This window comes from Mycobacterium sp. 5-140-3-2 (assembly GCF_035666375.1).
GTDB classification, from domain to species: Bacteria; Actinomycetota; Actinomycetes; order Mycobacteriales; family Mycobacteriaceae; genus Mycobacterium; species Mycobacterium intracellulare.
In genome coordinates this window covers 908,220-932,517 of sequence record NZ_CP142025.1, presented here as the reverse complement: position 1 = coordinate 932,517, position 24,298 = coordinate 908,220, and the positions used below count along the sequence as shown (strand labels likewise).

Below are 24,298 nucleotides of genomic sequence, written 5' to 3'. Positions count from 1 at the left end.
GGGACACTATGCCCTCCCCCAAGTACGCGGGTGCCGGGCAGGCTGATCGACTGCCCGGCACCCGGTCGGAGATCCCGAGCGCAGCGCGATGCTGCACCCGAACACCGCTCAGCTGTAGCTGACGACGGCCTGCGCGTCACCCGGCTTCCACGTGATCGTGCCGTGCTCGAAAGTCGACTTCTTCATGCCATCGGGGGTGTCGACCTCGTCACTGGTCGGATACCCGAGCTTGCCCTGCGAACCGCCGAGCTCATTCCACTTGTCGCGGATCAAGCCCCACACCACGTAGGCCTGCGTCTTGTTGACGATGACGCCGCCATCGAATTGCTGGTAGGTGCCACCGTCGGGATTCGTTTGCTGATTATCCTTCGGGGCCCCTAAGTCCTTGCGCGCCTTGTCGTCGAGGGACTGGTACTTCGCCAAAATTGGTCCCTGAACGGTGTACGGCGTGCCGTTTGCGCCCGGAATCTGCGTCGTGCTGCCTGGCGCACTCGGAGTCGTTGCTGCTGATGTTCCCGCGGCGGCTGAGCTCGAGGTTGCGGCCGACGAAGCGGGTGTAGTTGTTGAACTGCCGGCTTCACCCGATTTATTTGCCGAGCATCCTGCGCCGACGAGTGCGACACTCGCAATCGCGACGGAAATTGTGGCCGTTCGTATTGCGTTCGCGCGCATATCAATTCCTCTCGAATTGTGTTCGCCCCGCTATTGCCGACCCAAAGTGATGCTATTTCCATTCGCGACCATAGAGCAAGGACTGGGATCGACAATTGCCGATCTTCAGTGGGCGAAGTGGCGCGCCCCAGTGAGATACAGCGTGATGCCGGCGTTGGCCGCGGCCGCGGTCACCTCGTCGTCGCGCACCGATCCGCCCGGATGCACGATGGCCTTCACCCCGGCAGCGGTCAGCGTCTCGAGTCCGTCGGGGAAGGGGAAGAACGCGTCCGAGGCCGCGACCGCGCCGCGCACCCGATCCCCGCCGCGTTCGACGGCCAGCCGCGCGGCGTCGACGCGGTTCACCTGACCCATGCCGACGCCGATGGTGGCGCCACCGGCGGCGATCACGATCGCATTCGATTTGACGGCGCGGCATACCCGCCAGGCAAAAGCCAGGTCCGCCAGCGTTTCCGGGTCGGCGGGGTCCCCCGTCGCAAGGGTCCAATTCGCCGGGTTGTCCCCGTGGGCGCCGAGTTCGTCGCGCTGCTGCACCAACAGCCCGCCACTGACGGGCCGCAGTTCGGTGCCGCCGGTGAGCGGCTCGGAGGCGACCAGCACCCGGATGTTCTTCTTGCGGGTCAGGATGTCCAGGGCGGCCGGATCGTAGGCGGGCGCGATGATGACTTCGGTGAAAATCGTGCTGACGTATTCGGCCATCTCGACGCTGACTTCGGTGTTGGCCGCGATGACCCCGCCGAATGCGCTCAGCGGATCGCATTCGTGGGCCTTGCGATGGGCGTCCGCCACCGAGGCCGACGAAATCGCGATTCCACATGGGTTGGCGTGCTTGATGATTGCCACGCATGTCTCTTCGTGGTCGAAGGCGGCCCGCCATGCCGCGTCCGCGTCGGTGAAGTTGTTGTAGGACATCTCTTTTCCGTGCAGCTGCTCGGCCTGGGCCAGCCCGGGCCACGCGCTCGGGTCGTTGTAGAGCGCGGCCTGCTGGTGCGGGTTCTCGCCGTAGCGCAGCATCGCCGAGCGGCGCCAGCTGCGGCCCAGCCACTTCGGGAAGGCGGTCGCTGGATGTTCGGGGGCCAGCGTCGACTCCATCCAACTCGCCACCGCGATGTCGTATTCGGCGGTGTGCTGAAACGCCAGCGCCGCCAGTCTTTTGCGCTCGGCGAGCGTAAACCCGCCCTGCCGGACCGCGGCCAGCACGCCGTCATAGCCCTGCGGGTCGGTGATCACCGCCACGCTGGGATGGTTCTTCGCGGCGGCCCGCACCATCGACGGTCCCCCGATGTCGATCTGTTCGACGCAATCGTCGATGCTCGCGCCGGAGTCCACCGTCTCGCTGAACGGGTACAGGTTGACGACGACGAGTTCGAAGGCCGCGATGCCGAGCTGTTCGAGCGCCTCGGCGTGCTCGGGTTTGCGCAGATCCGCCAGCAGGCCCGCGTGCACGCGCGGGTGCAGGGTCTTGACGCGGCCGTCGAGCACTTCGGGGAACCCGGTCAGTTCCTCGACCCGGGTCACCGGAATGCCTTTTTCGGCAATGTTCTTCGCGGTGGATCCCGTGGAGACGATCTCGACTCCCGCCGCGGCCAGCCCCCGGGCCAGGTCGATGAGCCCGGTCTTGTCGTACACGCTGATCAAGGCGCGGCGGATCGGCCTTTTGGCGTTCTCCCGCCAGTCGTCGGTGCTCATCCGTTGTCGCCTTTCATCCGATCGTCGCTTTTCTCCCGACCAGGGTCAGCCCGCCGGTTGCGATCGCGGCCACCACGTCCGCGAGCAGCTTGCGTTCGGTGACCTTGATGCGTTCATGCAAAGTCTCTTCGTTGTCGCCGTCGAGCACGGGAACGGATTGCTGCGCCAGGATCGGCCCGGTGTCCGTCCCGGCGTCCACCAGGTGCACCGTACAGCCTGTGATTTTCACGCCGTAGGCCAACGCGTCGGCCACCCCATGCGCGCCCGGGAACGCCGGCAGCAGCGCCGGATGCGTGTTGATGACGCGTCCGTAGAACCGTGAAAGGAATTGTGGTCCAAGGATTTTCATGAATCCCGCGGACACCACTAGGTCGGGCGAGTGAGCGGCGGTGGCCTCGGTGATAGCGGTGTCCCAGGCGTCGCGGTCGGGGTGGTCGCCGAGCCGGACGGTGAAGGTGGGCAGGGACGCGGCCGCGGCGATCTCGGTGGCCAGGCAGTCGCGGTCGGCGCCGACGGCGACGATCCGGGCAGGATAGTCCGCGACCGCGGCGGCGATCAGGGAGTTCAGCAGCGATCCGGTGCCCGAGGCCAGTACCACTACCCGCGCCGACGCGTTGGGGGGCACATGGAGGGCTTCGACCACATCGGCGAGCCTAGTCGGGCGACGATGCGCGCCCTTACGGGCGCGCTGAGGAGCCCGACGATCGGCACAGCGGGCGACGATGCGCGCCCTCACGGGCGCGCTCAGGAGCCCGACGATCGGCACAGCGGGCGACAATGCGCGTCCGCACGGGCGCGCTGAGGAGCAGACGGCGGCGGCATGCGTTTGACGATCAAGCTGGCCAATAGGGCAATTGCCCACCTCCGAGCGACAACCGTCCGACGCCCGCGATTTCCCACGGCCGTTGTCGCTCGGAGGTGGGCAATTTGCCTATTGCTCCGGATCGCGTTCGGCAGCGGTAGGTCCCGGCTCGCCCTCCGCCGCGGGAGACCCCGCCTCGCCCTCCGCGGCGGGAGACCCCGGCTCGCCCTCCGCGGCATCGCCCTCCACCGCGGGAGACCCCGGCTCGCCTTCCCCGGCATCGCCCTCCACCGCCGGAGTCCCCGGCTCACCCTCCCCCGGATCACCCGCGGGACCCTCGAAGACGTCCTCCTCCGCCACCCGATCGTCGAAAACATCGGTGAAATCGGCCGGCTCTTCGGCCGGTGCGGCGGACGCGGGTTTGGCCCGCAACCGCCTGGGTCGGGGCCTGATCCCCCCACTCAGCACCACGGTGATCCCGCCGATCACCGTGAACCAGAAGAAGACACCGAGCAGCAACGCGCCCTGGTCGACGCCGACATGGCCGAAGTTACCCAGCTGGCCGCTCCCGGCGTACGCGAGCAGCGACATCACCAAAGCCCCGGCGGCCGAGGCGACCAACAGCTTGACCATCGCCGCGGCCGGCGGCAGCGCACGCCGGGCGCACTGCTGTCCCACCGCCACGCCCGACGACGCACCGATGATGAGCAGCGCAACCCATACCGGCCCCAGCGGCGGCCTGGGCACCGCCGCCAACACCGGCAAGGCCGGAATATCGCCACCGAACACGGTGAACGAGCTGAACGTCGCGAAACCGATGTGGGCGCTGGAGCCGACGGCGACCGCCGCGGTGCCCACAATCACGTTGGGCGCGTACAGCATTGACAGCAGGGTGAGGCTGAACTCGCCGAAGATCGAATCGGTGATGCCGTAGAGCTCCTGCATGGTCGCCCAGTGCACGACGAGCGACCCGGCCGTCACGAACCCGGAGAGCCCGAGCAACGCCAGCAGGCCGGCGGACGCGGCGCGCAGCGAATCGCCCAGCCAATAGGGCAACGACGACACCGCCAGCACGCGTGGCCCGACCCGGGACCACACCCCGATTCCCGCGCCGGCTGCGTGGACCACGAGCACGCTGAGGAACGCCCGCAGCGCGCTCGGGGTTTGCAGCTCGGTGATCACCGACGACGCGTCGTGGATGACGGCGAGGGCGATGGCCGTCATCAGCAAGGGTCCGCCCAGCGCCGACGCCACCACCCAGCGAACGACCAGCCACGACGAGTGCGGCGAGGTGGCCCGCGCCGTGCTGCGCGCGGTGGCCCAGACCATGAGCAGCACCGGCAGCAGCGGCATCACACCGAGTTCGCGGCCACCGATGGAGATCGGCACCTGGTGCACGCCGAGCCACATGCTGGCGATGGCACCCAGGGCGCCGGTCATGTCGCTGTTGGCGATCAGCAGTTGGATGAGCGTGACCGCGGCGATGATGACCAACGCCACCACGGCCGGGGCGAACGCGACCCTGACGAGGTCACGCGCCTGGCGAGCGCCCGCTGCCCGGTTGTCCTCTAGCCGTGTCACTCTTGGGCACGTCCCCGACTAGGCGCGACAGCGCACGGTTAAGCGGGCGCTGGGCCAGACGGTGAGGACGGCGACTGCTGCTCCTGGCCGAAGGATTGACCGCCGGATTGCTCGGAGTAGTTGGTGGGTGAACCGGCGTCCGATCCGCCGCCGACGTTCGGCGGCGGGCTGAAGCTGGGGAAGCCGGTGGGGGGCGTCGACGAGCCCTGGTGCTGCGCGGACGGCTGCGAGCCCGACTGCGGCGAAGGCTGGGCGCCGAAACCGCCGGTCGGTGCGCCGCCCTGGGTCGGCGCACCGCTGGCCCCATAACCGCCGTATTGCGATCCGTATCCCTGCTGGCCGCCGTGCTGCTGGCCGCCCGGCTGACCGTAGTAGGGCTGCTGGCCGTACTGCCCGTATTGCCCGTACTGGCCGTACTGCGAGTAGGGGTCGTACTTGGGGCGCGGCGTCGGCGCCGTGATCACGCCGGAGTCCAGCAACACGACGACGACTGCGGCGATCGCCTGCAGCACGATGGCCGCCACCAGGGGCCACATCGCCCAGCCGATGGCGAAACCGGCGGGCAGGTTGATCGTCTCGGTGATGGCCAGCAGCGCTCCCAGCACCGCGATGACCGCGACAACGCCCACGTAGCTCTTGGCTTTCGGGAGCAGGCTCAGGCCGGCGAGCAGCGCGGCCAGCAGGGCAACCACGACCGCGGTACCGGCATCGCCGGCCCGGCCACCGATGCCCGGCCCGAGGTCGGCGCTGATGGTGAACGTGGGCCCGAAGTTCAGGAGGTAAGCCACCAAGCCGAGCACCACCACCGCAATGTTCAGATACAGCGGCAGCTTGCTCTTGCCGTCGTCTTCTTTGGCGAACGAGGGTGTGGCGCCTGCATACGTGCCGCCGGACTGCGGCGGTGGGTATCCGGGGCTACCGGGAGAGTAGGTCATTGCTCCTCCTGTTGCTACCAGTGCCTTTAAGTGCCGAGCGGGCGCCGCGGTGGCGATGCGACGCTGTGCTTGCAGGCGCGTCACCGCATTGCGACGCGGTCGATCACCCACGCTAGCGCACGTGCGGGAACCGGTGGCGCCGCCACTGTCTTGGGCGGCGAGGCCCCCGGCGGCCCTCCGGCGAGACGGTCGGTATCACCGGAGCTTGCTCAGCACAGGTAGAACACGTTCTAATTCTCTGCATGGATTACGGGCTTGTGCTTTTTACCAGCGACCGCGGCATCTCTCCGGCGACGGCCGCGAAGCTTGCCGATGACCACGGCTTTCAAACCTTCTACGTGCCAGAACACACTCATATCCCGATCAAGCGAGAGGCCGCGCACCCGACGACCGGCGACGCGTCGCTGCCCGACGACCGCTACATGCGCACGCTGGACCCGTGGGTGAGCCTGGGCGCCGCCTGTGCCGTCACGTCGCGGGTGCGACTGTCGACCGCGGTGGCGCTGCCGGTCGAACACGACCCGATCACGCTGGCGAAAAGCATTGCCACCCTTGACCATCTCTCCGGCGGACGGGTCAGCCTCGGCGTCGGATTCGGTTGGAACACCGACGAACTCGCCGACCACAACGTGCCGCCCGGGCGCCGGCGCACCATGCTGCGCGAGTACCTCGAAGCGATGCGGGCGCTGTGGACCGAGGAGGAAGCCTCCTACGACGGCGAATTCGTCAAGTTCGGTCCCAGCTGGGCCTGGCCCAAGCCGGTGCAGTCGCACATCCCGGTGCTGGTGGGCGCCGCGGGCACCGAAAAGAACTTCAAGTGGATCGCGCGCAGCGCCGACGGCTGGATCACCACCCCCCGCGACTTCGACATCGACGAACCGGTCAAGCTGCTACAGGACACCTGGGCGGCCGCGGGCCGCGACGGCGCCCCGCAGATCGTGGCACTGGACTTCAAGCCCGTCCCCGAAAAGCTCGCCAAGTGGAGCGAGCTGGGCGTGACCGAGGTGCTGTTCGGGCTGCCGGACAAACCCGAGGCCGAGGTCGCCGCCTACGTCGAACGACTCGCCGGCAAACTAGCGGCTCTCGTGTAGGTGCGGTCAGGCCAGCGTGGCCCGGTTGTCCTTATCCGTCGACCGCACCACGATCGAAGCCCCCAGCGGCTCGCCGTCGCTGAGTAACCCGACCAGATCGGGGTCCTCGCTCAGGGCCAGGAAGCGGCTGCCGTCGTCGTCGAGGCGGCCGATGATGAGGCCGGTGCGCACCGGCCAGTCGTAGCGCACGGTGTAGGTCTCGATGGTCGCGCGACCGTCGGCCTTGATGGTCACCGCCATCTTGGGGCGGGCCGCGACCTCAGCGCGCAGTGCGGCGCTGTTGTCGGGCTTCCAATTCACCGGCGTGGTCGAGTACACCCCAACGGAGTACTTGCTCATGATCCCGCCGTTGGCGGCGACCAGGCCGAATTGCCCTGGCAGATCCCGCATTTCGCTGACCGTTTCGGCGATGCCGTGCAGTGAGTAGTTGTTGCCCGGTCCGCCGAAGTACGGCAGGCCGCCGGTGAGTGTGAGCCCCCGCGGATCGTCGGTGGCCAGCTGAGTCCCGTCGCAGAAGTTGAACACCGGCACCGGGAAGCAGCTGTAGAGGTCGAAGGTCGAGACGTCGTCGATGCCGACACCGGCCACGGCGAGCGCTTCCTGGACCGCCAGCACCGAGGCCGAGTTGTAGGTCAGGTCGAGGCGGTCCAGCAGTGGCTGGTCCACCATGTCGGCGTGGCCGTGCAGAAACACCCAGCGCTCCTCGGGCACACCGAGCCGGCGGGCGGCGCCCACCGACATCAGCAACGCGGCCGCGCCCTGATTGACCTGATCGCGGGCCACCAGCAGCCGCGGGTACGGATCGCAGATCATCCGGTTGGACTCGGTGACGGTGATCAGCTCGTCGACGCTGCGCTCCACCGGGGAGGACGCGAACGGGTTCTTCGCCGCCACCTTGGTGAACGGGGCGAACAGCTCGCCCATTTCGCGCCGGTAGTCGGCGACGCTCAAGCCCAGCCGGCCGCGGCGCGCGTTCTCCAGCAGCCCGTACTGGGCCGGCGCTCCGATGAGCCCATGCGCGACGGTGTAGTCGTCGAACAAGCCGTCGTATCCGAACCCGCGGTCCTCGAGGGAACCCTCGACCGTGTCGGAATGATCCGGCTTATCCCGGTCGGCGAAATACCGGATGCTGGACGTGTTTTCGGAGCCGAAGATCATCACGACCTCCGCCTCCCCCGAGGCGATGACACCGGCGAACTCGGTGACCAGATGCTGGGGGCCCTGGCCGCCGATGGGCTCGAGGATCGCGCGGGCCGGCGCGGCGCCGATGCGCTGGGCCACCGACCGCGGGTAGTTGTTGGACTTGCCCATCGGCGCGGGGGTGCGCCCGGAGATCTCGAACTGCCGGAGGGCGGCGACGGTGTCGATGGCCGTGGCGACGGCGGTGACGTCGGCCCCGGTGTCATGTAGCGCGGCCTGCGCCGCTGCCGTCGCCAACTCCACCGACGACATTCCGCGGTAGCCGGAGTCCTCGATGCGCTCGGTGAACTGCCCCACGCCGACGATGACGGGCGTGTTCGGGTCGAGATTCATAGACCCACTATCTACCGTGTGCCGGGCCACGGCCAAATCCGGGGCCCCCTCGCGGCATCGGCCGGGCACGGCCCCCTACAGGTTCTGCAGGATCTCCCGGGCGAGCGCCGCGGTCTCCGACGGGGTCTTGCCGACCTTGACGCCCGCGGCTTCCAGCGCTTCCTTCTTGGCGGCCGCGGTGCCCGACGAGCCGGACACGATGGCGCCCGCGTGGCCCATCGTCTTGCCTTCCGGCGCAGTGAATCCCGCGACGTAGCCGACGACCGGCTTGGACACGTTCGCCTTGATGTAGTCGGCGGCGCGCTCCTCGGCGTCGCCGCCGATCTCGCCGATCATCACGATGACCTTGGTGTCGGGGTCCTTCTCGAACGCCTCGATGGCGTCGATGTGCGTGGTGCCGATCACCGGGTCACCACCGATGCCGATCGAGGTGGAAAAGCCGAAATCGCGCAGCTCGTACATCATCTGGTAGGTCAGGGTGCCCGACTTGGACACCAGGCCGACCGGACCGGGGCCGCTGATGTTGGCGGGGGTGATGCCGGCCAGCGCCTCGCCCGGGGTGATGATGCCGGGGCAGTTCGGCCCGATGATGCGGGTCTTCTGCCCCTTGTCGACGTTGTAAGCCCACGCATAGGCGCTGTCCTGCACCGGAATTCCCTCGGTGATGACGACCAGCAGCGGGATCTCGGCGTCGATGGCCTCGATGATCGCGTCCTTGGCGAATTTCGGCGGGACGAAGACGACCGACACGTTGGCGCCGGTTTCCTTCATCGCTTCGGCGACGGTGCCGAACACCGGCAGCTCGACGTCCCGGCCGACCGGGTCCACGTGCGAGACGGTGGTGCCGGCCTTGCGGGCGTTCACGCCGCCCACCACCTGGGTGCCGGCCTTCATCATCAGCGCGGTGTGCTTGGTGCCCTCGCCACCGGTGATGCCCTGGACGATGACCTTGGAGTCTTTGTTCAAAAAGATCGACATGGCTTGGGTCCCTTACTTGTTCGCCAGCTCGGCGGCTTTGTCGGCACCGGCGTCCATGGTCTCGGCCTGGATCACCAGCGGGTGGTTGGCTTGGGCCAGGATGCGCCGGCCTTCGTCGACGTTGTTGCCGTCGAGCCGGACCACGAGCGGCTTGTTCGCCTCGTCGCCGAGCATGTTCAGCGCGGTCACGATCCCGTTGGCGACGGCGTCGCAGGAGGTGATGCCACCGAACACGTTCACGAAGACGCTCTTGACCTGCTTGTCGTTCAGGATGACGTCCAGGCCGGCGGCCATCACCTCGGCCGACGCGCCACCACCGATGTCCAGGAAGTTGGCCGGCTTGACCCCGCCGTGCTTCTCTCCCGCGTAGGCGACGACGTCCAGCGTGGACATCACCAGGCCCGCGCCGTTGCCGATGATGCCGACCGAGCCGTCCAGCTTGACGTAGTTGAGGTCGTGCTCCTTGGCCTTGAGCTCCAGCGGGTCGGTGGCGTCGCGGTCCTCGAACTCGGCGTGGCCGGGCTGACGGAAGTCGGCGTTGGCGTCGAGGGTGACCTTGCCGTCCAGCGCAAGGATTTGGTCTTTGGGGTCGCGCACCAGCGGGTTGACCTCGACCAGCGTGGCGTCCTCGGCGACGAAGACCTCCCACAGCTTGTTGATGGTGACGGCGGCGGCGTCCAGCACCTCGGCGGGCAGGTGGCCCTGCTCGGCGATGGAACGCGCGGTCGCCAGGTCGACACCCTTGACGGCGTCCACCGGAACCTTGGCCAGCCGCTCCGGCTTGGTCGCGGCGACCTCCTCGATTTCCATGCCGCCCTCGACCGAGCACATGGCCAGGTAGGTGCGGTTGGCGCGGTCCAGCAGGAAGGAGATGTAGTACTCCTCGGCGATGTCGCTGGCCTCGGCGACCAGCAGCTTCTTGACGACGTGTCCCTTGATGTCGAGACCGAGGATGTTCTTGGCGTGCTCGTAGGCGTCGTCGGGCGTCGCCGCGTACTTGACGCCGCCGGCCTTGCCGCGCCCGCCGACCTTCACCTGCGCCTTGACCATCACCGGACGGCCGATCTCGGTGGCGATCTCGCGGGCGCCCTCGGCGGTGTCGGTCACGCGTCCCGGCGTAGTCGGTACGTTGTGCTTGGCGAACAATTCTTTTGCTTGATACTCGAAAAGGTCCATGGACTCTCTGTCTTCGCTCGACTCAACTTTTAGGCCTCTTGGTGGGCGGTGCCGCAGCCGGCAACTCGCACGGACGAACTGTATCCACCCTCGAAATGGCTTTGACCGCCGCGTCCGCCGATGTGGCACAGCTCACGGGACATGGATAGACGGCCCGCGTGATCCAAATCACAATTCCGGCCGGATTGTGCGACGAGGTTGCCAGTCCCGCGCGTCAGCGGATACCTTCCTAGGGTCCAGATAACGTTATGGTCACGATACGAGGACATTTCAGGTTGCCCCAGCACCGTTTTGCCACGCCCGCTGCCGTAACAACAGGCATCTTGAGGGTGAGTCGCGCGGCAGGCGCCCGGTCGGCGGAGCCCCATCGCACCGAAGTCACGGAGATCCTTCCGCTCGACGGCTTCGACTTCGATGACCTTGATTTCAGCGATTCCTATGACGACGTCGGCGATCACGCCGGCCTGGACTTCAGCAACGACTCGACGTTCGACAACGAAGCGCAGGTCCTGCTAGCGCCGGAGCTCGACGACCTCCACGAGGTCGACGACCTGAGGCCTCGGTGGCTGGCCGCCCCCGCCCCCGAGGCGTTGTCGCGGGTCCCCGTCGAGCCCCACACCGAGCGCCGCCTCGATCACGCGCGCGCCACCGACGTCGTCGGCGCCGCCCGCCGCGGAGGACAGCACCGCAAGCAACCCACCAGCGCGGCCCGCGGTCGCCTGCTGATCTCGGCGATGGCCGCCGGCGCCGCCGCCGCGGCCGCCCACACGGCCACCAGCCACGCCGACACCCCCAAGACCGAGGCGGTGCTGACCGCCAACGCGTCCGCGCTCACCGGCGGGTCGGGCAGCAACACCGTCCGAGGCCCCCAGGTGATCGCGGTGGAGCCCGCGGCCACCGCGGCGCTGCACAACCAGGAACTCGCCCGGGGTGTGGCCTTCGCCAACGACCGCGCCGAGCGCGAGGCGCGCTTGCAGCAACCGCTCTACGTGATGCCGACCAAGGGCATCTTCACCTCCAACTTCGGTTACCGCTGGGGCGTGCTGCACGCCGGCATCGACCTGGCCAACTCGATCGGCACGCCGATCCTGGCCGTGTCCGACGGCGTCGTCATCGAAGCCGGACCGGCCGGCGGCTACGGGATGCTGGTCAAGCTGCGGCACGCCGACGGCACGGTCACGCTCTACGGTCACATCAACACCGCCCTCGTCAGCGTCGGCGAGCGCGTGATGGCCGGCGATCAAATCGCCACCATGGGCAACCGGGGCAATTCGACCGGCCCACACCTGCATTTCGAGGTCCTGCAGGGCGGCACCGAGCGGATCGATCCGGTGCCGTGGCTGGCTAAGCGTGGTCTTATGGTCGGCAACTACGCTGGTTGAGGTGACCGCGCCGAACGAACAACCTTCCGGTCCGCCTCCGTCCGAGCCCACTGCGGAGCCCTCATCTACCTCCGATTCACGGACGCGGATCATCCGCCGCGCGCCGACCGGACCGATCCCCACCACGCCGGACTCCCCTACTAGTCAATTCGTTCCACCGACCCCGACGTCCCGGGGCGGCCCGCGTGCGGGACGGACGGGTTATGCCGGAGTGCCGGCCCTGGAACCCAGCGATCGCACGGCTGTCGCCGCCTGCGCGGTCAGCATTCTCAGCGGATGGGCCACGTCGGTGGTGGCCACCGATCTGATCGCCGGCTGGTGGCGGACCGATCGCCTGTTCTGCATCGCGGTGGCGTTTCTCGCCCTGGTGTTCGGCGCCACCACGGTGACGGGTGTGATCGCGCTGCTGCAGCGCCGACCGGTCAGCCGCTACCTCCTGTTGGCCGGCGCGCTCGTCGCTTTCCTCACCTATATCGGCGTGTTCATCGCCGGCGCCCGTGTGGCGTGGGTCGTGCACCTGCTGCCGCTGTTGCCGATCTCCACGGCGGTGCTGGTGATGCTGCCGCAAACCAAACGCTGGCTGGACGCCTGACCTTCGCCGAACGTGTTCTGGCGGCGAAGATTTCGCCGATTTCTCGCCCAGGGTGCACGTTCGACGCGCTGTATTCTCGCCCGATTAGAGCTTGCTGATCGGGGCGTGGTTGTGCATCAGCTTGACCCGTCCCGAGCTGCCGAAGTCGATCAGCGACATCGCCGATTCGCCGACGCCGGAAACTTCTTCGACCCGTCCCAGGCCGTACTTGTCGTGGGTCACCCGGTCGCCGGGTTCGAGCACCAGCAGCGGTCGTTTGCTCATCCCGGAACGAGTGGGCGCCGCGCGCGGCGGGCCGAATCGTCCGGCGCCGCTCACCGGCGCGCTGAACGACGGCGCCGGCGCGGTGCGGCGCCAATCGATCAGTTCTTGCGGAATCTCCCGCAAGAAACGGGATTCCGGGTTGAGCATGGGCTGCCCCCAGGAGGAGCGGACGATGGCCCTGCTCAGGTACAGCCGCCGGCGGGCCCGGGTGATGCCCACGTAGGCCAGCCGCCGCTCCTCGGACAGTTCGGTCGGGTCGTCCAATGACCGCATGTGGGGGAACATCCCGTCCTCCCACCCGGTGACGAACACCACCGGAAACTCGAGGCCTTTCGCGGTGTGCAGGGTCATCAGCGTGACCATGCCGGCGCCGTCCTCGGGGATTTCGTCGCTGTCGGAAACCAGCGACACCCTTTCCAAGAACTCCGCCAGCACACCGGTATCCGGCACGTCCTCGTCTTCGGGCGTGTGCAGCGACTCGTCCAGCGCGTCGGCGTTCGCCCGGTCGGTACTGAATTCGTGTGCGACACTGACGAGTTCGTTGAGGTTGTCCAACCGCGCCAGTTCCTGGGGATCGCTGGAGGATTCCAGCTCCCTGCGGTACCCGGTGCGTTCGAGCACAGACTCGACGAGATCCCCGAGATCGTCATCCAGGCGGCCGCGCAGCTCGTCGAGAAGCTCGACGAAACCCGCGATCGCCTTCTCCGCGCGGGAATTCAGCATCGGCACTTTGCCTTCGGCCGCGGCGACGAGTGCGTCGGCGAAGCTGGCCCCGGTGTTCTCGGCGTACACCGCCACGCAAGCCTCGGCGCGATCTCCGATGCCCCGTCGCGGGGTATTGAGGATGCGCCGCATGCTGACCGCATCCCCGGGGTTGTCCAGCACCCGCAGATAGGCGACAATGTCGCGAATCTCCTTGCGCTCGTAAAACCGCACTCCCCCAACGACTTTGTACGGAATCCCGGCGCGGATGAAGACCTCTTCCAACGACCGCGACGAGTTGTTGGTGCGATAGAAGACGGCGACGTCGTTGTAGGTGATCTCGCCCTTGTCGGCGAGTGCGTCGATCTCCTCGGCGACGAATCTGGCCTCGTCGTGCTCGTTGTCGGCGACGTAGCCGACGATCAATTCGCCGGCGCCTTCGGCGGTCCACAGGCGTTTGTCCCGGCGCCCGGAATTGCGGGCGATCACGGAGTTGGCCGCCGACAAAATGTTCTGCGTCGACCGGTAATTCTGTTCCAGCAGAATGGTTGTCGCGTCGGGGTAGTCGCGTTCGAAGTCCTCGATGTTGCGGATGGTGGCGCCGCGGAACGCATAGATCGACTGGTCGGCGTCGCCGACCACGCACAACTCGGCGGGCGGCACATCGTCGGACGATGCCGGTGCTTCTGTGCCGCCGCGGCCCACCAGTTCCCGCACCAGCACGTACTGGGCGTGGTTGGTGTCCTGGTACTCGTCGACGAGCACATGCCGGAACCGCCGCCGGTAATGCTGGGCGATCTGCGGGAAAGCCCGCAACACCGCCACGGTTTCCCCGATCAGGTCGTCGAAGTCCAGCGCGTTCGCCGCCCGCAGCCGGCGCTGATACTCGCCGTAGACGCTCGCCACCGTGCGCGACAACTCGTCGGAATCGTCGGTCAGCTTGGAGACCGCGTCGGCGGGGTCGATCAGCTCGTTCTTCAGGTTGGAGATGGCGTTGGTCAACAGCCGCGGCGAGTAGCGCTTGATGTCGAGGCCCATGTCGCGCCCGATCATCTGCAACAGCCGCCGCGAATCGTCGGCGTCGTAGATCGAAAAGTTGGAGTTGAGGCCTTCGATCAGGGACGCCTGGTTGCGCAGGATGCGCACGCAGGTCGAGTGAAAGGTGGACACCCACATGGCGCGGGCCCGGTTACCGACCAGCCGCACCACCCGCTCCCGCATCTCGGCCGCGGCCTTGTTGGTGAAGGTGATCGCCAGCACCTGGCCGACCCCCACGCCGCGGGCCGCGATCAGGTAGGCGATGCGACGCGTCAACACCGCGGTCTTGCCCGAACCCGCCCCGGCGACGATCAGCAGCGGGGAGCCCTCGTGCACCACCGCCTGGCGCTGTTGCGGGTTGAGCCCCTCGAGCAGTTGATCGGCTTCCGAGGCCGGCTTGGTATCTGTTGCGTGCACACTCATGTCAGTCCAAACTTACCGCCGCCCAGTGACACAAAGCGCCCAGGCATCAAACCAGGCTAGTGGCTCGGCCGGCCTGGATCGCGCCCCGCGGGCCACCGGAGAATGGGCGTGTCGGAACGCATTCTTCGACCCCGTTCTCGTGCCGGTGCCGTAATTGCACCCAAGTCCAAAAAGCGCAGCTTAAACATGTTTTTTTGCGCGCCCACCGTTTTTAATGGCACACTCATTTCGTGCTCAATGTGCAGTGTCGACGACGCTCCTCGACCCCGGAGTGGCGCCGCCGATTTCCCTACGGGTGCCGGTCCGCGGTGCCCGTGGTCTAACTGCTTCCGCAGAGCCCCGGACCCGCCTTCGGCGCCCGGGGCTCGTCTTCAGTGAGGCCCGATACTGCATGAGTCCAGAACCCACACATCACGACGAAGGCGCGGAGGCAACAGGGATGAACATCGAGACGGTGGAGACCCAAGGGGCCACCGACATCGACGACCTACGTCTCGAGATCGATCGGCTGGACGCCGAGATCCTCGCCGCGGTCAAACGGCGCACCGAGGTATCACAAGCGATCGGCAAGGCCCGGATGGCATCCGGCGGGACGCGACTTGTCCACAGCCGCGAGATGAAGGTCATCGAGCGCTACAGCGAGCTCGGCCCCGACGGCAAGGACCTGGCGATACTGTTGCTGCGGCTGGGTAGGGGCCGGCTCGGTCACTGAGCCCGGCGCTCGCCCCCACACCTGGCTCCTTCACGTCAGAGCCCATAGGGTCGAAGCATGACGGCCCGCGTCGGCGACGATGCAGAGCGAAGCGATGAAGAGGAGCGACGCCAATGACTTCCCTGCACACCCTCCCCGACATCACCGCAACCCCCGCGTGGGACGCCCTGCGCAGACACCATGAACGCATCGGCGCCACCCATCTGCGCCAGTTCTTCGACGAGGACCCCGACCGCGGCCGCGAGCTGACCGTCTCGGTCGGCGACCTCTACATCGACTACAGCAAGCATCGGATCACGCGAGAAACGCTGCGGCTCTTGGTCGATCTGGCCCGCACCGCCAACCTCGAACAGCGCCGCGACCAGATGTTCGCCGGTGTCCACATCAACACCTCGGAGGATCGGGCGGTGCTGCACACCGCGCTGCGGCTACCCCGGGACGCCGAACTGACCGTCGACGGTCAAAACGTCGTCGAGGACGTGCATGCCGTGCTGGACCGGATGGGCGACTTCACCGACCGGTTGCGCAGCGGTGAATGGACCGGAGCGACCGGCAAACGGATCAGCACCGTGGTCAACATCGGCATCGGCGGATCGGACCTCGGCCCGGTGATGGTCTACCAGGCCCTGCGCCACTACGCGGATGCGGGCATCTCGGCGCGCTTCGTCTCCAACGTCGACCCCGCCGACCTGATCGCCACCCTGGCCGACTTGGACCCCGCCACAACGCTTTTCATTGTGGCATCGAAGACGTTCTCGACTCTGGAAACCCTGACCAACGCCACCGCAGCGCGCCGCTGGGTCACCGACGCCCTCGGCGACGCCGCGGTGGCCCAGCACTTTGTGGCCGTCTCCACCAACAAGCGCCTCGTCGACGACTTCGGGATCAACACCGACAACATGTTCGGGTTCTGGGATTGGGTCGGCGGCCGCTACTCGGTGGATTCGGCGATCGGCCTGTCGGTGATGGCCGCCATCGGCCGGGAAGCGTTCGCGGACTTCCTGTCCGGATTCCACATCGTCGACCGGCATTTCAAGACCGCCCCGCTGGAGTCCAATGCTCCTGTGCTACTTGGCCTTATCGGCCTGTGGTATTCCAACTTCATGGGCGCGCAGTCGCGCGCGGTGCTGCCGTACTCCAACGACTTGGCGCGGTTCGCGGCCTACCTGCAGCAGCTGACCATGGAGTCCAACGGCAAGTCGACCCGCGCGGACGGCAGCCCGGTCACCACCGACACCGGTGAAATCTTTTGGGGCGAACCGGGAACCAACGGCCAGCACGCTTTCTATCAGTTGCTGCATCAGGGCACCCGGTTGGTGCCGGCCGACTTCATCGGTTTCAGCCAACCCATCGACGACCTGCCCACCGCCGAGGGCGACGGCAGCATGCACGACCTGTTGATGAGCAACTTCTTCGCGCAGACCCAGGTGCTGGCCTTCGGCAAGACCGCCGAGGAGATCGCCGCCGAAGGCACGCCCGCCGATATCGTGCCGCACAAGGTGATGCCGGGGAACCGGCCGTCGACCTCGATCCTGGCCGACCGGCTCACCCCGTCGGTGCTGGGCCAGCTGATCGCGCTCTACGAGCATCAGGTTTTCACCGAGGGCGTCATCTGGGGAATCGACTCGTTCGACCAGTGGGGCGTGGAGCTGGGCAAAACTCAGGCCAAAGCCCTGCTGCCGGTGCTCACCGCGGACGCCTCCCCGGCGCCGCAATCGGACAGCTCGACCGATGCCCTGGTCCGCCGCTACCGCAGCGAACGAGGCCGGACCAGCTGATCGGTCCTCAGGCGAACATCTTGGTCAGCTGAGGCGGCAGCACCCGCATCAGCTGCACCAGCGGCGCCCACGGCCACCACGGCACCGCCGCCCGCCCGGGCTCCCGCTCCATGGCGGCGACGAGCGCGTTGACGCCAGTTTCGTTGTCCACCATCAACATTGTGCTGTTCGACTTGGCCGTCATCTCCGACTCGATGTAGCCGGGTTCGATGACCGACACCTTGACGGGTCCCTTGGCGTATTCGGCGCGCAACGATTCGCCCAGCGAGCTCAGGCCGGCCTTGCTGGCCGCGTACGCGGCCTTGACGCCCGGCACGCCCTTGTTGCCGAGCACCGACGAAATCAGCACCAGGTGGCCCGAACCGTTCTTGTTGAACATCTCCAGCGCGGTCTCGATCTGCACCAGCGCGGCCACCAGGTTGGTCTCGAGGGTCGCCTTGTTGGCCCACAGCTTGCCGGAGCCGAGTTTGGCGCCCTTGCCGATGCCGGCGTTGACGATGATGCGGTCGATGCCGCCCAGCTCGTCGCTGAGTTCGGCAAACACTTTGGGGACGGCCTCGTGGTCGTTGACGTCCAGCGCGGCGACGGCGATCGTCACGCCCGGATACTTCTGCGTCAGCTCGGCTTTGAGCTCCTCGAGCCGGTCGGTGCGACGCGCGCACAGGGCGAGGTCGCGGCCCTTGGCGGCGAAGGCGCGCGCCATGCCGGCGCCCAGCCCGGAGCTGGCGCCGGTGATGAGGATCTTCTGGCGAGTCATCGGGGCAGCATATCGACAGGTGTCAAGTCCCGGACGGGCGACTACTTCAGCAAACGCGACATCCGCCGGTCGGCCAAGACCTTGCCTCCGGTCTGACACGTCGGACAATACTGAAAAGACTTGTCCGCGAATGACACTTCGCGCACGGTGTCCCCGCACACCGGGCAGGGCAGTCCCGTGCGGGCGTGCACGCGCAATCCGGAGCGCTTCTCGCCCTTGAGCGTGGCCGCGCCCTGGCCGACGGAGCGGCTCACCGCGTCGGTGAGCACGGTGACCATGGCGTCGTGCAATGCGGCGAGCTGCTTCTCGGACAGCTTGCCGGCGGTGGCGAACGGCGAGATCTTCGCGACGTGCAAGATCTCGTCGCTGTAGGCGTTGCCGATGCCGGCGATCACCTTCTGGTCGGTGATGACGGTCTTGATCCGCCCGGTGTTGCCCGCCAGAACGCGGGCCAGGTCGTCGGGGCCGAGGTCCAGCGCGTCCGGCCCGAGGGAGGCGATCTGTGGGATCTGCTGCGGGTCGCTTACCAGCCACACCGCCAGCCGCTTCTGGGTGCCGGCCTCGGTGAGGTCGAAGCCGGGCGCCTCACCGGGCGTGCCCAGGTGCACGCGCAGCGCGATCGGGCCCTTGCCGGGGCGCAGCGGCGCCGCGGCCAGCGTGTCGGACCACCGCAACCAGCCCGCCCGGGACAAGTGGGCGACCAGGTAGAGGTCGTCCGTCCGCAGCCCCAGGTATTTGCCCCAGCGGTCGGCCCCGACCACGGTCTGGCCGTGCAGCGCGCTGATCGGCGGGTCGAAGGTCTTCAGGACGGACAGGGCGGCGATGTCGACGCGGCCGACCGTCAGGCCCACGGCGTTGCGCCGTAGATGATCGGCCAGCGCTTCGATCTCGGGCAGTTCGGGCACGGTTTCAGTCTGCCGGTCGGAGCAAATAGGTGTCCATGATCCAGCCGTGCCGGGCGCGCGCCTCGGCCCGCTGCGAAACGATGCGGGGTCCCACTTCGCCGACCGTGCCGGCGATGAGCAGTTCGTCGTCGGTGCCCAGGTAGGCGCCCCACCAGATGCGGGTGTTAGGCGGGCACGTGTTGAACGAGCAGTCCGCGTCGAGCATTACGACCGCATCGCCGGCCAATCCGTGCGCGCGCAGCTGCCGGCCGGTGGTGATCAGGACGGGTTCGCCGACCCCGTTGAGCGGGATGCGATGCCGGGCGGTCAGCGCCTGTATGGCGGTGATGCCGGGGATCACGTCGAACGTGAAATCGACCTGCGCGGCAACAGCGTCGAGGATGCGCAGGGTGCTGTCGTAGAGCGACGGGTCGCCCCAGGCCAAGAATGCGCCGACGCCGTGCGGACCCAGCTCGGCCGAGATGGCGTCGGCCCAGATCTGCGCGCGCGCGGCATGCCACTCCGCGACGGCGTCGCGGTACTCGGCGTGATCTGCGCGCCTGGGGTCGGCCAACTCGACGAACCGGTAGCCCGGTTCGCGGATGAACCGGGCGCAGATCTCGCGGCGCAGCGCCACCAGGTCGCTTTTCTGGTCGCCCTTGTCCATCGCGAAAAACACCTGCGTGTCGTTGAGCGCCTCGATCGCCTGCACGGTCACATAGTCGGGATCGCCGGCGCCAATGCCGATGACGTGGATGTGCCGGCCCAATGAACTCTCCTGACTCGCGTCGCTGCTCAACCACATTGCCGAATCGATACCGAATAGGCCTAGTCGGGACCTGAAGTACCCAGTACCATGGGTACCGTCTAAGCACCCAATGGAGGGACGCCAGGGATGACCACGTCGCTGAAGCCAGGTGGGCCGAGCCGTGAAGAGTTCTCCGAGCGCTTGCTGAAGGGCTCGGTCAAAAAGTCCTATGAGCCCGTCGTCGACATCGACTGGGACGCTCCGCTCGACCCGGACAAGTTCTATCTGCCGCCGCGGTTGGTGTCGCTGTACGGCACCCCGATGTGGGACGAGATGACCCGCGAACAGCAGATCGAGTTGTCCCGCCAGGAATTGGTCAACACCCTCTCGGCCGGGATCTGGTTCGAGAACATGCTCAACCAGTCGTTGCTGCGCACGATCCTGCACGAAGACCTGACCAGTAACTCGACGCATTACAAGCTGACCGAACTGGGCGACGAGACCCGTCACATGGTCATGTTCGGCAAGGCCATCGAGCGCGTCGGCGCAAAACCGGTGCGCCCCCGGCTGTTTCACCGGATGATCATCAACATGCTTCCGCTGGCGTTTCAGCGCGGGTCGATGCTGTGGGTGGCCGCCCTGATCGGCGAGGAGATCTTCGACTCGCTGCAGCGACAGATGATGGACGACCCCGAGCTGCAGCCAATCATTCAGCGGCTCATGCGCATTCACGTGACCGAAGAGGCGCGTCACATCCAATTCGCGCGCGATGGCGCGCGCAAACGCGTCGCCGAAATGCCTCGGTTCAACCGCTGGTTCATGGCCAACATCAACGGGCTGGGCGGCTACTTCTTCAACTATCTGTTCAGCAACCCGGTCCCCTATGCTCGAACGGGTCTCGACCCGCAGCGGGCCCGAAAGACCGCGCGCACCAGCCCGCATCGCCGTGACGTTCAGGTCGCCGGCTTCGCTCCACTGGCGGCGTTTCTCACCGAGGTAGGCCTGATGGGCCGCTTCGCGCGCCGCGGCTGGAAGCGCAGCAGGTTTCTGTGACGGCTTCGCGTCCCGGCAGCGAATCACGTTGCCACACGGCCATTGTCGGCGCGGGGGTCGGCGGTCAGAGCGCCTGTGATGCGTTGTCGGGGGCCGGCTTCACCGACCTGGTCCTGCTCGACCGGCCCGGCCAGGACGTCCTCCGGTCGCGGTTCGACGACGCCTCCGACACTTGGCTGTTGACCACGGCCGGTGGCGAGATCGTGCGGGCCGATGTCGTCGTCGCCGCGGGTGAAGACGTCTACGTTCCGTGGGTGCCGCACCTTGCCGGGCGTGACGAGTTTCGCGGCGAGTCGTTTCACGCGGCGGCGTGGGAGCCGGCGTTTGATCCGTCCGGCAAGCGCATCGCGGTCATCGGCACCGATGCCGCTGCCGGCTACCACCTCGGCCGGCTGGTCGAAGCCGCGGCATCCGTCACCGTCTTTGCCCGCGCACCCCGCCGTGTGGTCACCGAGGTGCCGCTGTGGTCTACCCGCGTCGCGCGCTGGCTGCGCCGCCACACCCGCCCGAGCGCGTCGCGGCCGTCGGTGGTGATCGCTTCGTCGGCGGTCGAGACGGTGACCCCGTTGGGGGTGCGCACCGGCGATGGTGTCCACCACAGCGTCGACGCCATCGTCTACGGCACCGGATTCTCGATCGCCGATCACGTCGCCGACGAGACGCTGACCGGCGCGGGAGGGCTGCCCATCCGAGAGGCCTGGCACGACGGCATGGAGCCGTTTTGCGGGGTGGCGGTGCGCGGGTTCCCCAACTACTTCTTCATCACCGGTCCCGACCCGGACGCGCAAGCCCGCTACATCGTGGAGTGCCTGAAGCTCATGCAGCGCACCGGCAGCCTCCGCATCGAGGTGCGCGCCAGCAGCCAGCATGTCTTCAACGAACGCGCCCAGCTGCGACCGATCGAGCCGCCACCGGCGGCGTCCGCCTTCGACCTTTCGGCCAGCGCGCCGGCCGGCGACGACGCCTACGACGGCACCGCCATGCTGGAGATCGCCGGAAGCCGTCATCCGGTACGAGTCCGGCTCACCGGCCATCTGGACCCGATCGACGGTCGCTACCACTGGCAGGGAACCGTGTTCGGTTCGCCGTCCGACGACCTCAAGCAGGCGCGGACGGCCACGCTGACGGTGGGTGAGCGCAGTGCGCCGGCGCGCATCGTCGAACGGACACCCTGGGGCACGCACTCGGTTGCGGGCGTGGGCGCTCCCCCCTACGCGCTGAGCAACGGGTGAACGGGCACCGCGGCTGCTGACGAAGGCCAGCGCATTTCTGCAGGAGACGACCTGTTTTCAGGCCATACCAGAAAGTTTGGCCGCGCCCCCTATGTGGTAATCCCGTGGAACAGCGCGTGTTGGGCAATGAACTCCATTGTGCGTGCGGGGCGGTGCGGACCGACGCCGCGACGGGCACGGAGGGGGGCGCATGATTCATTCGATGCGGGGCTGCGGCATGAGTCCGGGGGGATCGGGATCGCGGCCTGCCGCTTTTCGGTGCATCGAAGCGGGCTCGCCGCGAACTAGACTTTTGCCGCTGAGGGCGGATACTCAAGCAGTCGGCCCGGCAGAACACACAAGGAGCGGGAAATGAAACCGGACGTCCCGATCGAGCTGGGATGAGCCCGGTGGCTGAGTCGGCCAGCTCACTGGCCGTCGCGACGCGAACGGATGATTCGATCGCCGTTCTGACCGTCGACGGCGTGCTTGACGCCGCCAATTCCACCGCACTGCGCGACCGCCTCATCAAGGCGACATCCGACGCGGCTTCCGCCGTCATCCTCGACGTCTCCGGCCTCAAGCTGAACGCCGAACCGGCATGGTCGACCTTTATGGGCGCCTACTGGCAGATCGGCAGGGCGGCCCACGTTCCGATCGTCTTCGTCTGCAGCAATCGGGCGACCCGCGAGGCGATTACGCGCAGCGGGATCGCGCACTTCATGCCGGTGTATTCGAGCCAGAAGGCGGCGATGAAGTCGCTCGGGCAGAACGGCCGTCGTGCCGTGCGGCGCGCCGACGCGCAGCTGCCCGCCGACCTGACCAGCCTGCGCGAGTCGCGGCGGCTGGTCCGCGAGTGGCTCACCACGTGGTCGCAGGCCAAGCTCATCCCCGTCGCGTTGGTGGTCGTCAACGTGTTCGTGGAGAACGTGCTGGAACACACCGCCGGCGTCCCGGTGATGCGGCTCGAGGCGCAGGGCACGACGGCGACCATCGCGGTCTCCGATGCCAGCAACACGCCCGCCGTGCGGCTTCCGTCTCCAGCGAAGGGCATCGACGTCTCCGGCCTGGCGATCGTCGACGCGTTGTCCCGCACGTGGGGCAGCACGCCGACGGGGTCCGGCAAAACGGTGTGGGCGGTCATCGGCCCCGAGAACCAGCTCTGACTCGTTCCAACCAGTTCTAGCCACACCCATCTGGCGGTTGTGCTGAAACTAGAACACGTTCTAATGTCGTGGGACGACCCCTTCAGGAAGGCAGATGACGTGCGGTTTACCTACGCAGAGGCGATGACTGACTTTCGGTTCTACGTCCCGCTGGCCAAGGCGGCCGAGGCGGCCGGCTACGACGCCATGACGATCGCCGACAGCATCGCCTACCCGTTCGAATCCGACTCGAAGTACCCCTACACCCCGGACGGCAACCGCGAGTTCCTGGACGGCAAGGAGTTCATCGAAACCTTCGTGCTGACATCGGCATTGGGGGCGGTCACCTCGAAGCTGCGGTTCAATTTCTTCGTCCTCAAGCTGCCCATCCGGCCACCGGCGTTGGTGGCCAAGCAAATTGGGTCGCTCGCCGCGATGACCGACAATCGGGTGGGTTTCGGTGTGGGCACCAGCCCGTGGCCCGAGGACTACGAACTGCTGGGAGTCCCGTTCGCCAAGCGCGGCAAGCGGATGCACGAATGCATCGAGATCATCCAGGGTCTCACCTCCGGTGAGTACTTCGAATTTCACGGCGAGTTCTACGACATTCCCAAGACCAAGATGACGCCCGCGCCCACCAAGCCCGTCCCGATCCTGATCGGCGGTCACGCCGACGCGGCGCTGCGGCGCGCGGCCCGCCTGGACGGCTGGATGCACGGCGGCGGTGACCCCGAAGAACTCGACCAGCTGCTCGCCAAGCTCAAGCGTTTCCGCGAAGAAGCCGGCAAGACCGGGCCTTTCGAGATCCACGTCATCTCCGCCGACGCCTACACCCCCGACGGCATCAAGCGGCTTGAGGACAAGGGCGTCACCGACGTCATCGTCGGCTTCCGCATCCCCTATGTCAAGGGCAAGGACACGGAGCCGCTGGAGAACAAGATCCGCAACCTGGAGATGTTCGCCGAGAACGTAATCGCGAAGCTTTAGCGGCGGTCGCAAGCGCGGCGCAAGCCGGGCGCAGCGGGCCGCCGCCATCGGGCAAGCGGCGGTCGCAAGCGCGGCGCAAGCCGGGCGCAGCGGGCCGCCGCCATCGGGCAAGCGGCGGTCGCAAGCGCGGCGCAAGCCGGGCGCAGCGGGCCGCCGCCATCGGGC

Annotated in this window: 21 protein-coding genes and 1 pseudogene; 9 read left to right on the top strand and 13 right to left on the bottom strand. The window is 67.3% G+C overall.

The genetic code is table 11. The annotated features are described in order from the left end of the window. Nucleotides 1-108 precede the first annotated feature (108 nt). The 5 genes from P6281_RS04730 to P6281_RS04710 form a co-directional block, all read right to left on the bottom strand. Nucleotides 109-672, bottom strand: coding sequence for an LGFP repeat-containing protein (locus tag P6281_RS04730; protein WP_026071410.1), 564 nt, complete (start codon nt 670-672; stop codon nt 109-111). Nucleotides 673-777: 105 nt separating this feature from the next. Next, nucleotides 778-2,361 (bottom strand): bifunctional phosphoribosylaminoimidazolecarboxamide formyltransferase/IMP cyclohydrolase, encoded by a 1,584-nt coding sequence (gene purH / locus P6281_RS04725; RefSeq protein WP_324738632.1) that lies wholly within the window; start codon nt 2,359-2,361, stop codon nt 778-780. Nucleotides 2,362-2,374: 13 nt separating this feature from the next. After that, nucleotides 2,375-3,004, bottom strand: coding sequence for a phosphoribosylglycinamide formyltransferase (purN, locus tag P6281_RS04720; RefSeq protein WP_008254024.1), 630 nt, complete (start codon nt 3,002-3,004; stop codon nt 2,375-2,377). Between the two features lie 288 nt (nt 3,005-3,292). Further along, nucleotides 3,293-4,744: a cell division protein PerM gene (locus tag P6281_RS04715; RefSeq protein ID WP_236591211.1), complete on the bottom strand. Its 1,452-nt coding sequence runs from the start codon at nt 4,742-4,744 to the stop codon at nt 3,293-3,295. A gap of 38 nt (nt 4,745-4,782) precedes the next feature. Then, on the bottom strand, nt 4,783-5,679 hold the full coding sequence (locus P6281_RS04710; protein ID WP_008254020.1) for a DUF5336 domain-containing protein: 897 nt from the start codon (nt 5,677-5,679) through the stop codon (nt 4,783-4,785). 242 nt (nt 5,680-5,921) lie between these two features. Here P6281_RS04710 and P6281_RS04705 point away from each other — a divergent pair, with 242 nt between their 5' ends. Further along, nucleotides 5,922-6,770, top strand: coding sequence for an LLM class F420-dependent oxidoreductase (locus P6281_RS04705; RefSeq protein WP_008254017.1), 849 nt, complete (start codon nt 5,922-5,924; stop codon nt 6,768-6,770). Nucleotides 6,771-6,776: 6 nt separating this feature from the next. Here the strand turns inward: P6281_RS04705 and P6281_RS04700 are convergent, their stop codons facing one another. The 3 genes from P6281_RS04700 to sucC all read right to left on the bottom strand — a co-directional run bounded on the left by P6281_RS04700 (nt 6,777) and on the right by sucC (nt 10,457). Next, on the bottom strand, nt 6,777-8,303 hold the full coding sequence (locus tag P6281_RS04700; protein WP_201408429.1) for an acetyl-CoA acetyltransferase: 1,527 nt from the start codon (nt 8,301-8,303) through the stop codon (nt 6,777-6,779). A gap of 75 nt (nt 8,304-8,378) precedes the next feature. Next, the gene (gene sucD / locus P6281_RS04695; protein WP_008254012.1) at nt 8,379-9,281 is read right to left on the bottom strand and encodes a succinate--CoA ligase subunit alpha; all 903 of its coding nucleotides are present in this window, start codon (nt 9,279-9,281) and stop codon (nt 8,379-8,381) included. 12 nt (nt 9,282-9,293) lie between these two features. Then, entirely contained in the window at nt 9,294-10,457 is a 1,164-nt protein-coding gene (gene sucC / locus P6281_RS04690) for an ADP-forming succinate--CoA ligase subunit beta (protein ID WP_009957827.1), read from the bottom strand. A 329-nt stretch (nt 10,458-10,786) separates the two neighbouring features. On the opposite strand from sucC, the gene P6281_RS04685 reads away from it, so the two are divergent. Beyond that, nucleotides 10,787-11,839 (top strand): M23 family metallopeptidase, encoded by a 1,053-nt coding sequence (locus P6281_RS04685; protein ID WP_324738631.1) that lies wholly within the window; start codon nt 10,787-10,789, stop codon nt 11,837-11,839. 1 nt (nt 11,840) lies between these two features. Next, nucleotides 11,841-12,431 (top strand): hypothetical protein, encoded by a 591-nt coding sequence (locus P6281_RS04680; protein ID WP_179945066.1) that lies wholly within the window; start codon nt 11,841-11,843, stop codon nt 12,429-12,431. 84 nt (nt 12,432-12,515) lie between these two features. Here P6281_RS04680 and pcrA read toward each other — a convergent pair whose 3' ends face one another. Next, a complete protein-coding gene (gene pcrA / locus P6281_RS04675; protein WP_324738630.1) occupies nt 12,516-14,858 on the bottom strand; it encodes a DNA helicase PcrA in 2,343 nt (780 codons plus the stop codon). 391 nt (nt 14,859-15,249) lie between these two features. Between pcrA and P6281_RS04670 the strand changes: the two genes are divergently transcribed. Both P6281_RS04670 and pgi read left to right on the top strand, forming a co-directional pair. After that, entirely contained in the window at nt 15,250-15,570 is a 321-nt protein-coding gene (locus tag P6281_RS04670) for a chorismate mutase (RefSeq protein ID WP_080587981.1), read from the top strand. A 113-nt stretch (nt 15,571-15,683) separates the two neighbouring features. Then, nucleotides 15,684-17,348: a glucose-6-phosphate isomerase gene (pgi, locus tag P6281_RS04665; RefSeq protein WP_014381885.1), complete on the top strand. Its 1,665-nt coding sequence runs from the start codon at nt 15,684-15,686 to the stop codon at nt 17,346-17,348. Between the two features lie 7 nt (nt 17,349-17,355). Here pgi and P6281_RS04660 read toward each other — a convergent pair whose 3' ends face one another. The 4 genes and pseudogenes from P6281_RS04660 to cobF form a co-directional block, all read right to left on the bottom strand. Continuing rightward, nucleotides 17,356-18,105 (bottom strand): SDR family oxidoreductase, encoded by a 750-nt coding sequence (locus P6281_RS04660; RefSeq protein ID WP_008253997.1) that lies wholly within the window; start codon nt 18,103-18,105, stop codon nt 17,356-17,358. A 41-nt stretch (nt 18,106-18,146) separates the two neighbouring features. Next, nucleotides 18,147-18,614, bottom strand: coding sequence for a zinc finger domain-containing protein (locus P6281_RS04655; protein WP_237394267.1), 468 nt, complete (start codon nt 18,612-18,614; stop codon nt 18,147-18,149). A gap of 153 nt (nt 18,615-18,767) precedes the next feature. Next, a pseudogene (locus P6281_RS04650) lies at nt 18,768-19,010 on the bottom strand (DNA-formamidopyrimidine glycosylase family protein); the annotation flags it as partial. A 4-nt stretch (nt 19,011-19,014) separates the two neighbouring features. Continuing rightward, the gene (cobF, locus tag P6281_RS04645; protein ID WP_041785384.1) at nt 19,015-19,758 is read right to left on the bottom strand and encodes a precorrin-6A synthase (deacetylating); all 744 of its coding nucleotides are present in this window, start codon (nt 19,756-19,758) and stop codon (nt 19,015-19,017) included. Nucleotides 19,759-19,884: 126 nt separating this feature from the next. On the opposite strand from cobF, the gene P6281_RS04640 reads away from it, so the two are divergent. The 4 genes from P6281_RS04640 to P6281_RS04625 all read left to right on the top strand — a co-directional run bounded on the left by P6281_RS04640 (nt 19,885) and on the right by P6281_RS04625 (nt 24,133). Next, on the top strand, nt 19,885-20,790 hold the full coding sequence (locus P6281_RS04640; protein ID WP_324738629.1) for an AurF N-oxygenase family protein: 906 nt from the start codon (nt 19,885-19,887) through the stop codon (nt 20,788-20,790). Nucleotides 20,791-21,044: 254 nt separating this feature from the next. Further along, nucleotides 21,045-22,022: a DUF4873 domain-containing protein gene (locus P6281_RS04635; RefSeq protein ID WP_237394266.1), complete on the top strand. Its 978-nt coding sequence runs from the start codon at nt 21,045-21,047 to the stop codon at nt 22,020-22,022. Nucleotides 22,023-22,402: 380 nt separating this feature from the next. Beyond that, nucleotides 22,403-23,167: an STAS domain-containing protein gene (locus tag P6281_RS04630; RefSeq protein ID WP_202377964.1), complete on the top strand. Its 765-nt coding sequence runs from the start codon at nt 22,403-22,405 to the stop codon at nt 23,165-23,167. 99 nt (nt 23,168-23,266) lie between these two features. Next, nucleotides 23,267-24,133 carry an LLM class flavin-dependent oxidoreductase gene (locus P6281_RS04625; protein WP_324738628.1) on the top strand — a complete coding sequence of 289 codons (867 nt, stop codon included), beginning with the start codon at nt 23,267-23,269 and terminating at the stop codon, nt 24,131-24,133. Nucleotides 24,134-24,298 lie beyond the last annotated feature (165 nt).

What these genes read in the sequence shown, in the direction of transcription:
- pgi (WP_014381885.1), top strand. Translation starts at nt 15,684, where the DNA reads ATGACTTCCCTGCACACCCTCCCCGACATCACCGCAACCCCCGCGTGG.
- P6281_RS04660 (WP_008253997.1), bottom strand. Translation starts at nt 18,105, where the DNA reads ATGACTCGCCAGAAGATCCTCATCACCGGCGCCAGCTCCGGGCTGGGC.
- P6281_RS04630 (WP_202377964.1), top strand. Translation starts at nt 22,403, where the DNA reads ATGAGCCCGGTGGCTGAGTCGGCCAGCTCACTGGCCGTCGCGACGCGA.
- sucC (WP_009957827.1), bottom strand. Translation starts at nt 10,457, where the DNA reads ATGGACCTTTTCGAGTATCAAGCAAAAGAATTGTTCGCCAAGCACAAC.
- P6281_RS04640 (WP_324738629.1), top strand. Translation starts at nt 19,885, where the DNA reads ATGACCACGTCGCTGAAGCCAGGTGGGCCGAGCCGTGAAGAGTTCTCC.
- P6281_RS04670 (WP_080587981.1), top strand. Translation starts at nt 15,250, where the DNA reads ATGAGTCCAGAACCCACACATCACGACGAAGGCGCGGAGGCAACAGGG.
- sucD (WP_008254012.1), bottom strand. Translation starts at nt 9,281, where the DNA reads ATGTCGATCTTTTTGAACAAAGACTCCAAGGTCATCGTCCAGGGCATC.
- purH (WP_324738632.1), bottom strand. Translation starts at nt 2,361, where the DNA reads ATGAGCACCGACGACTGGCGGGAGAACGCCAAAAGGCCGATCCGCCGC.
- pcrA (WP_324738630.1), bottom strand. Translation starts at nt 14,858, where the DNA reads ATGAGTGTGCACGCAACAGATACCAAGCCGGCCTCGGAAGCCGATCAA.
- P6281_RS04705 (WP_008254017.1), top strand. Translation starts at nt 5,922, where the DNA reads ATGGATTACGGGCTTGTGCTTTTTACCAGCGACCGCGGCATCTCTCCG.
- P6281_RS04710 (WP_008254020.1), bottom strand. Translation starts at nt 5,679, where the DNA reads ATGACCTACTCTCCCGGTAGCCCCGGATACCCACCGCCGCAGTCCGGC.
- P6281_RS04730 (WP_026071410.1), bottom strand. Translation starts at nt 672, where the DNA reads ATGCGCGCGAACGCAATACGAACGGCCACAATTTCCGTCGCGATTGCG.
- P6281_RS04700 (WP_201408429.1), bottom strand. Translation starts at nt 8,303, where the DNA reads ATGAATCTCGACCCGAACACGCCCGTCATCGTCGGCGTGGGGCAGTTC.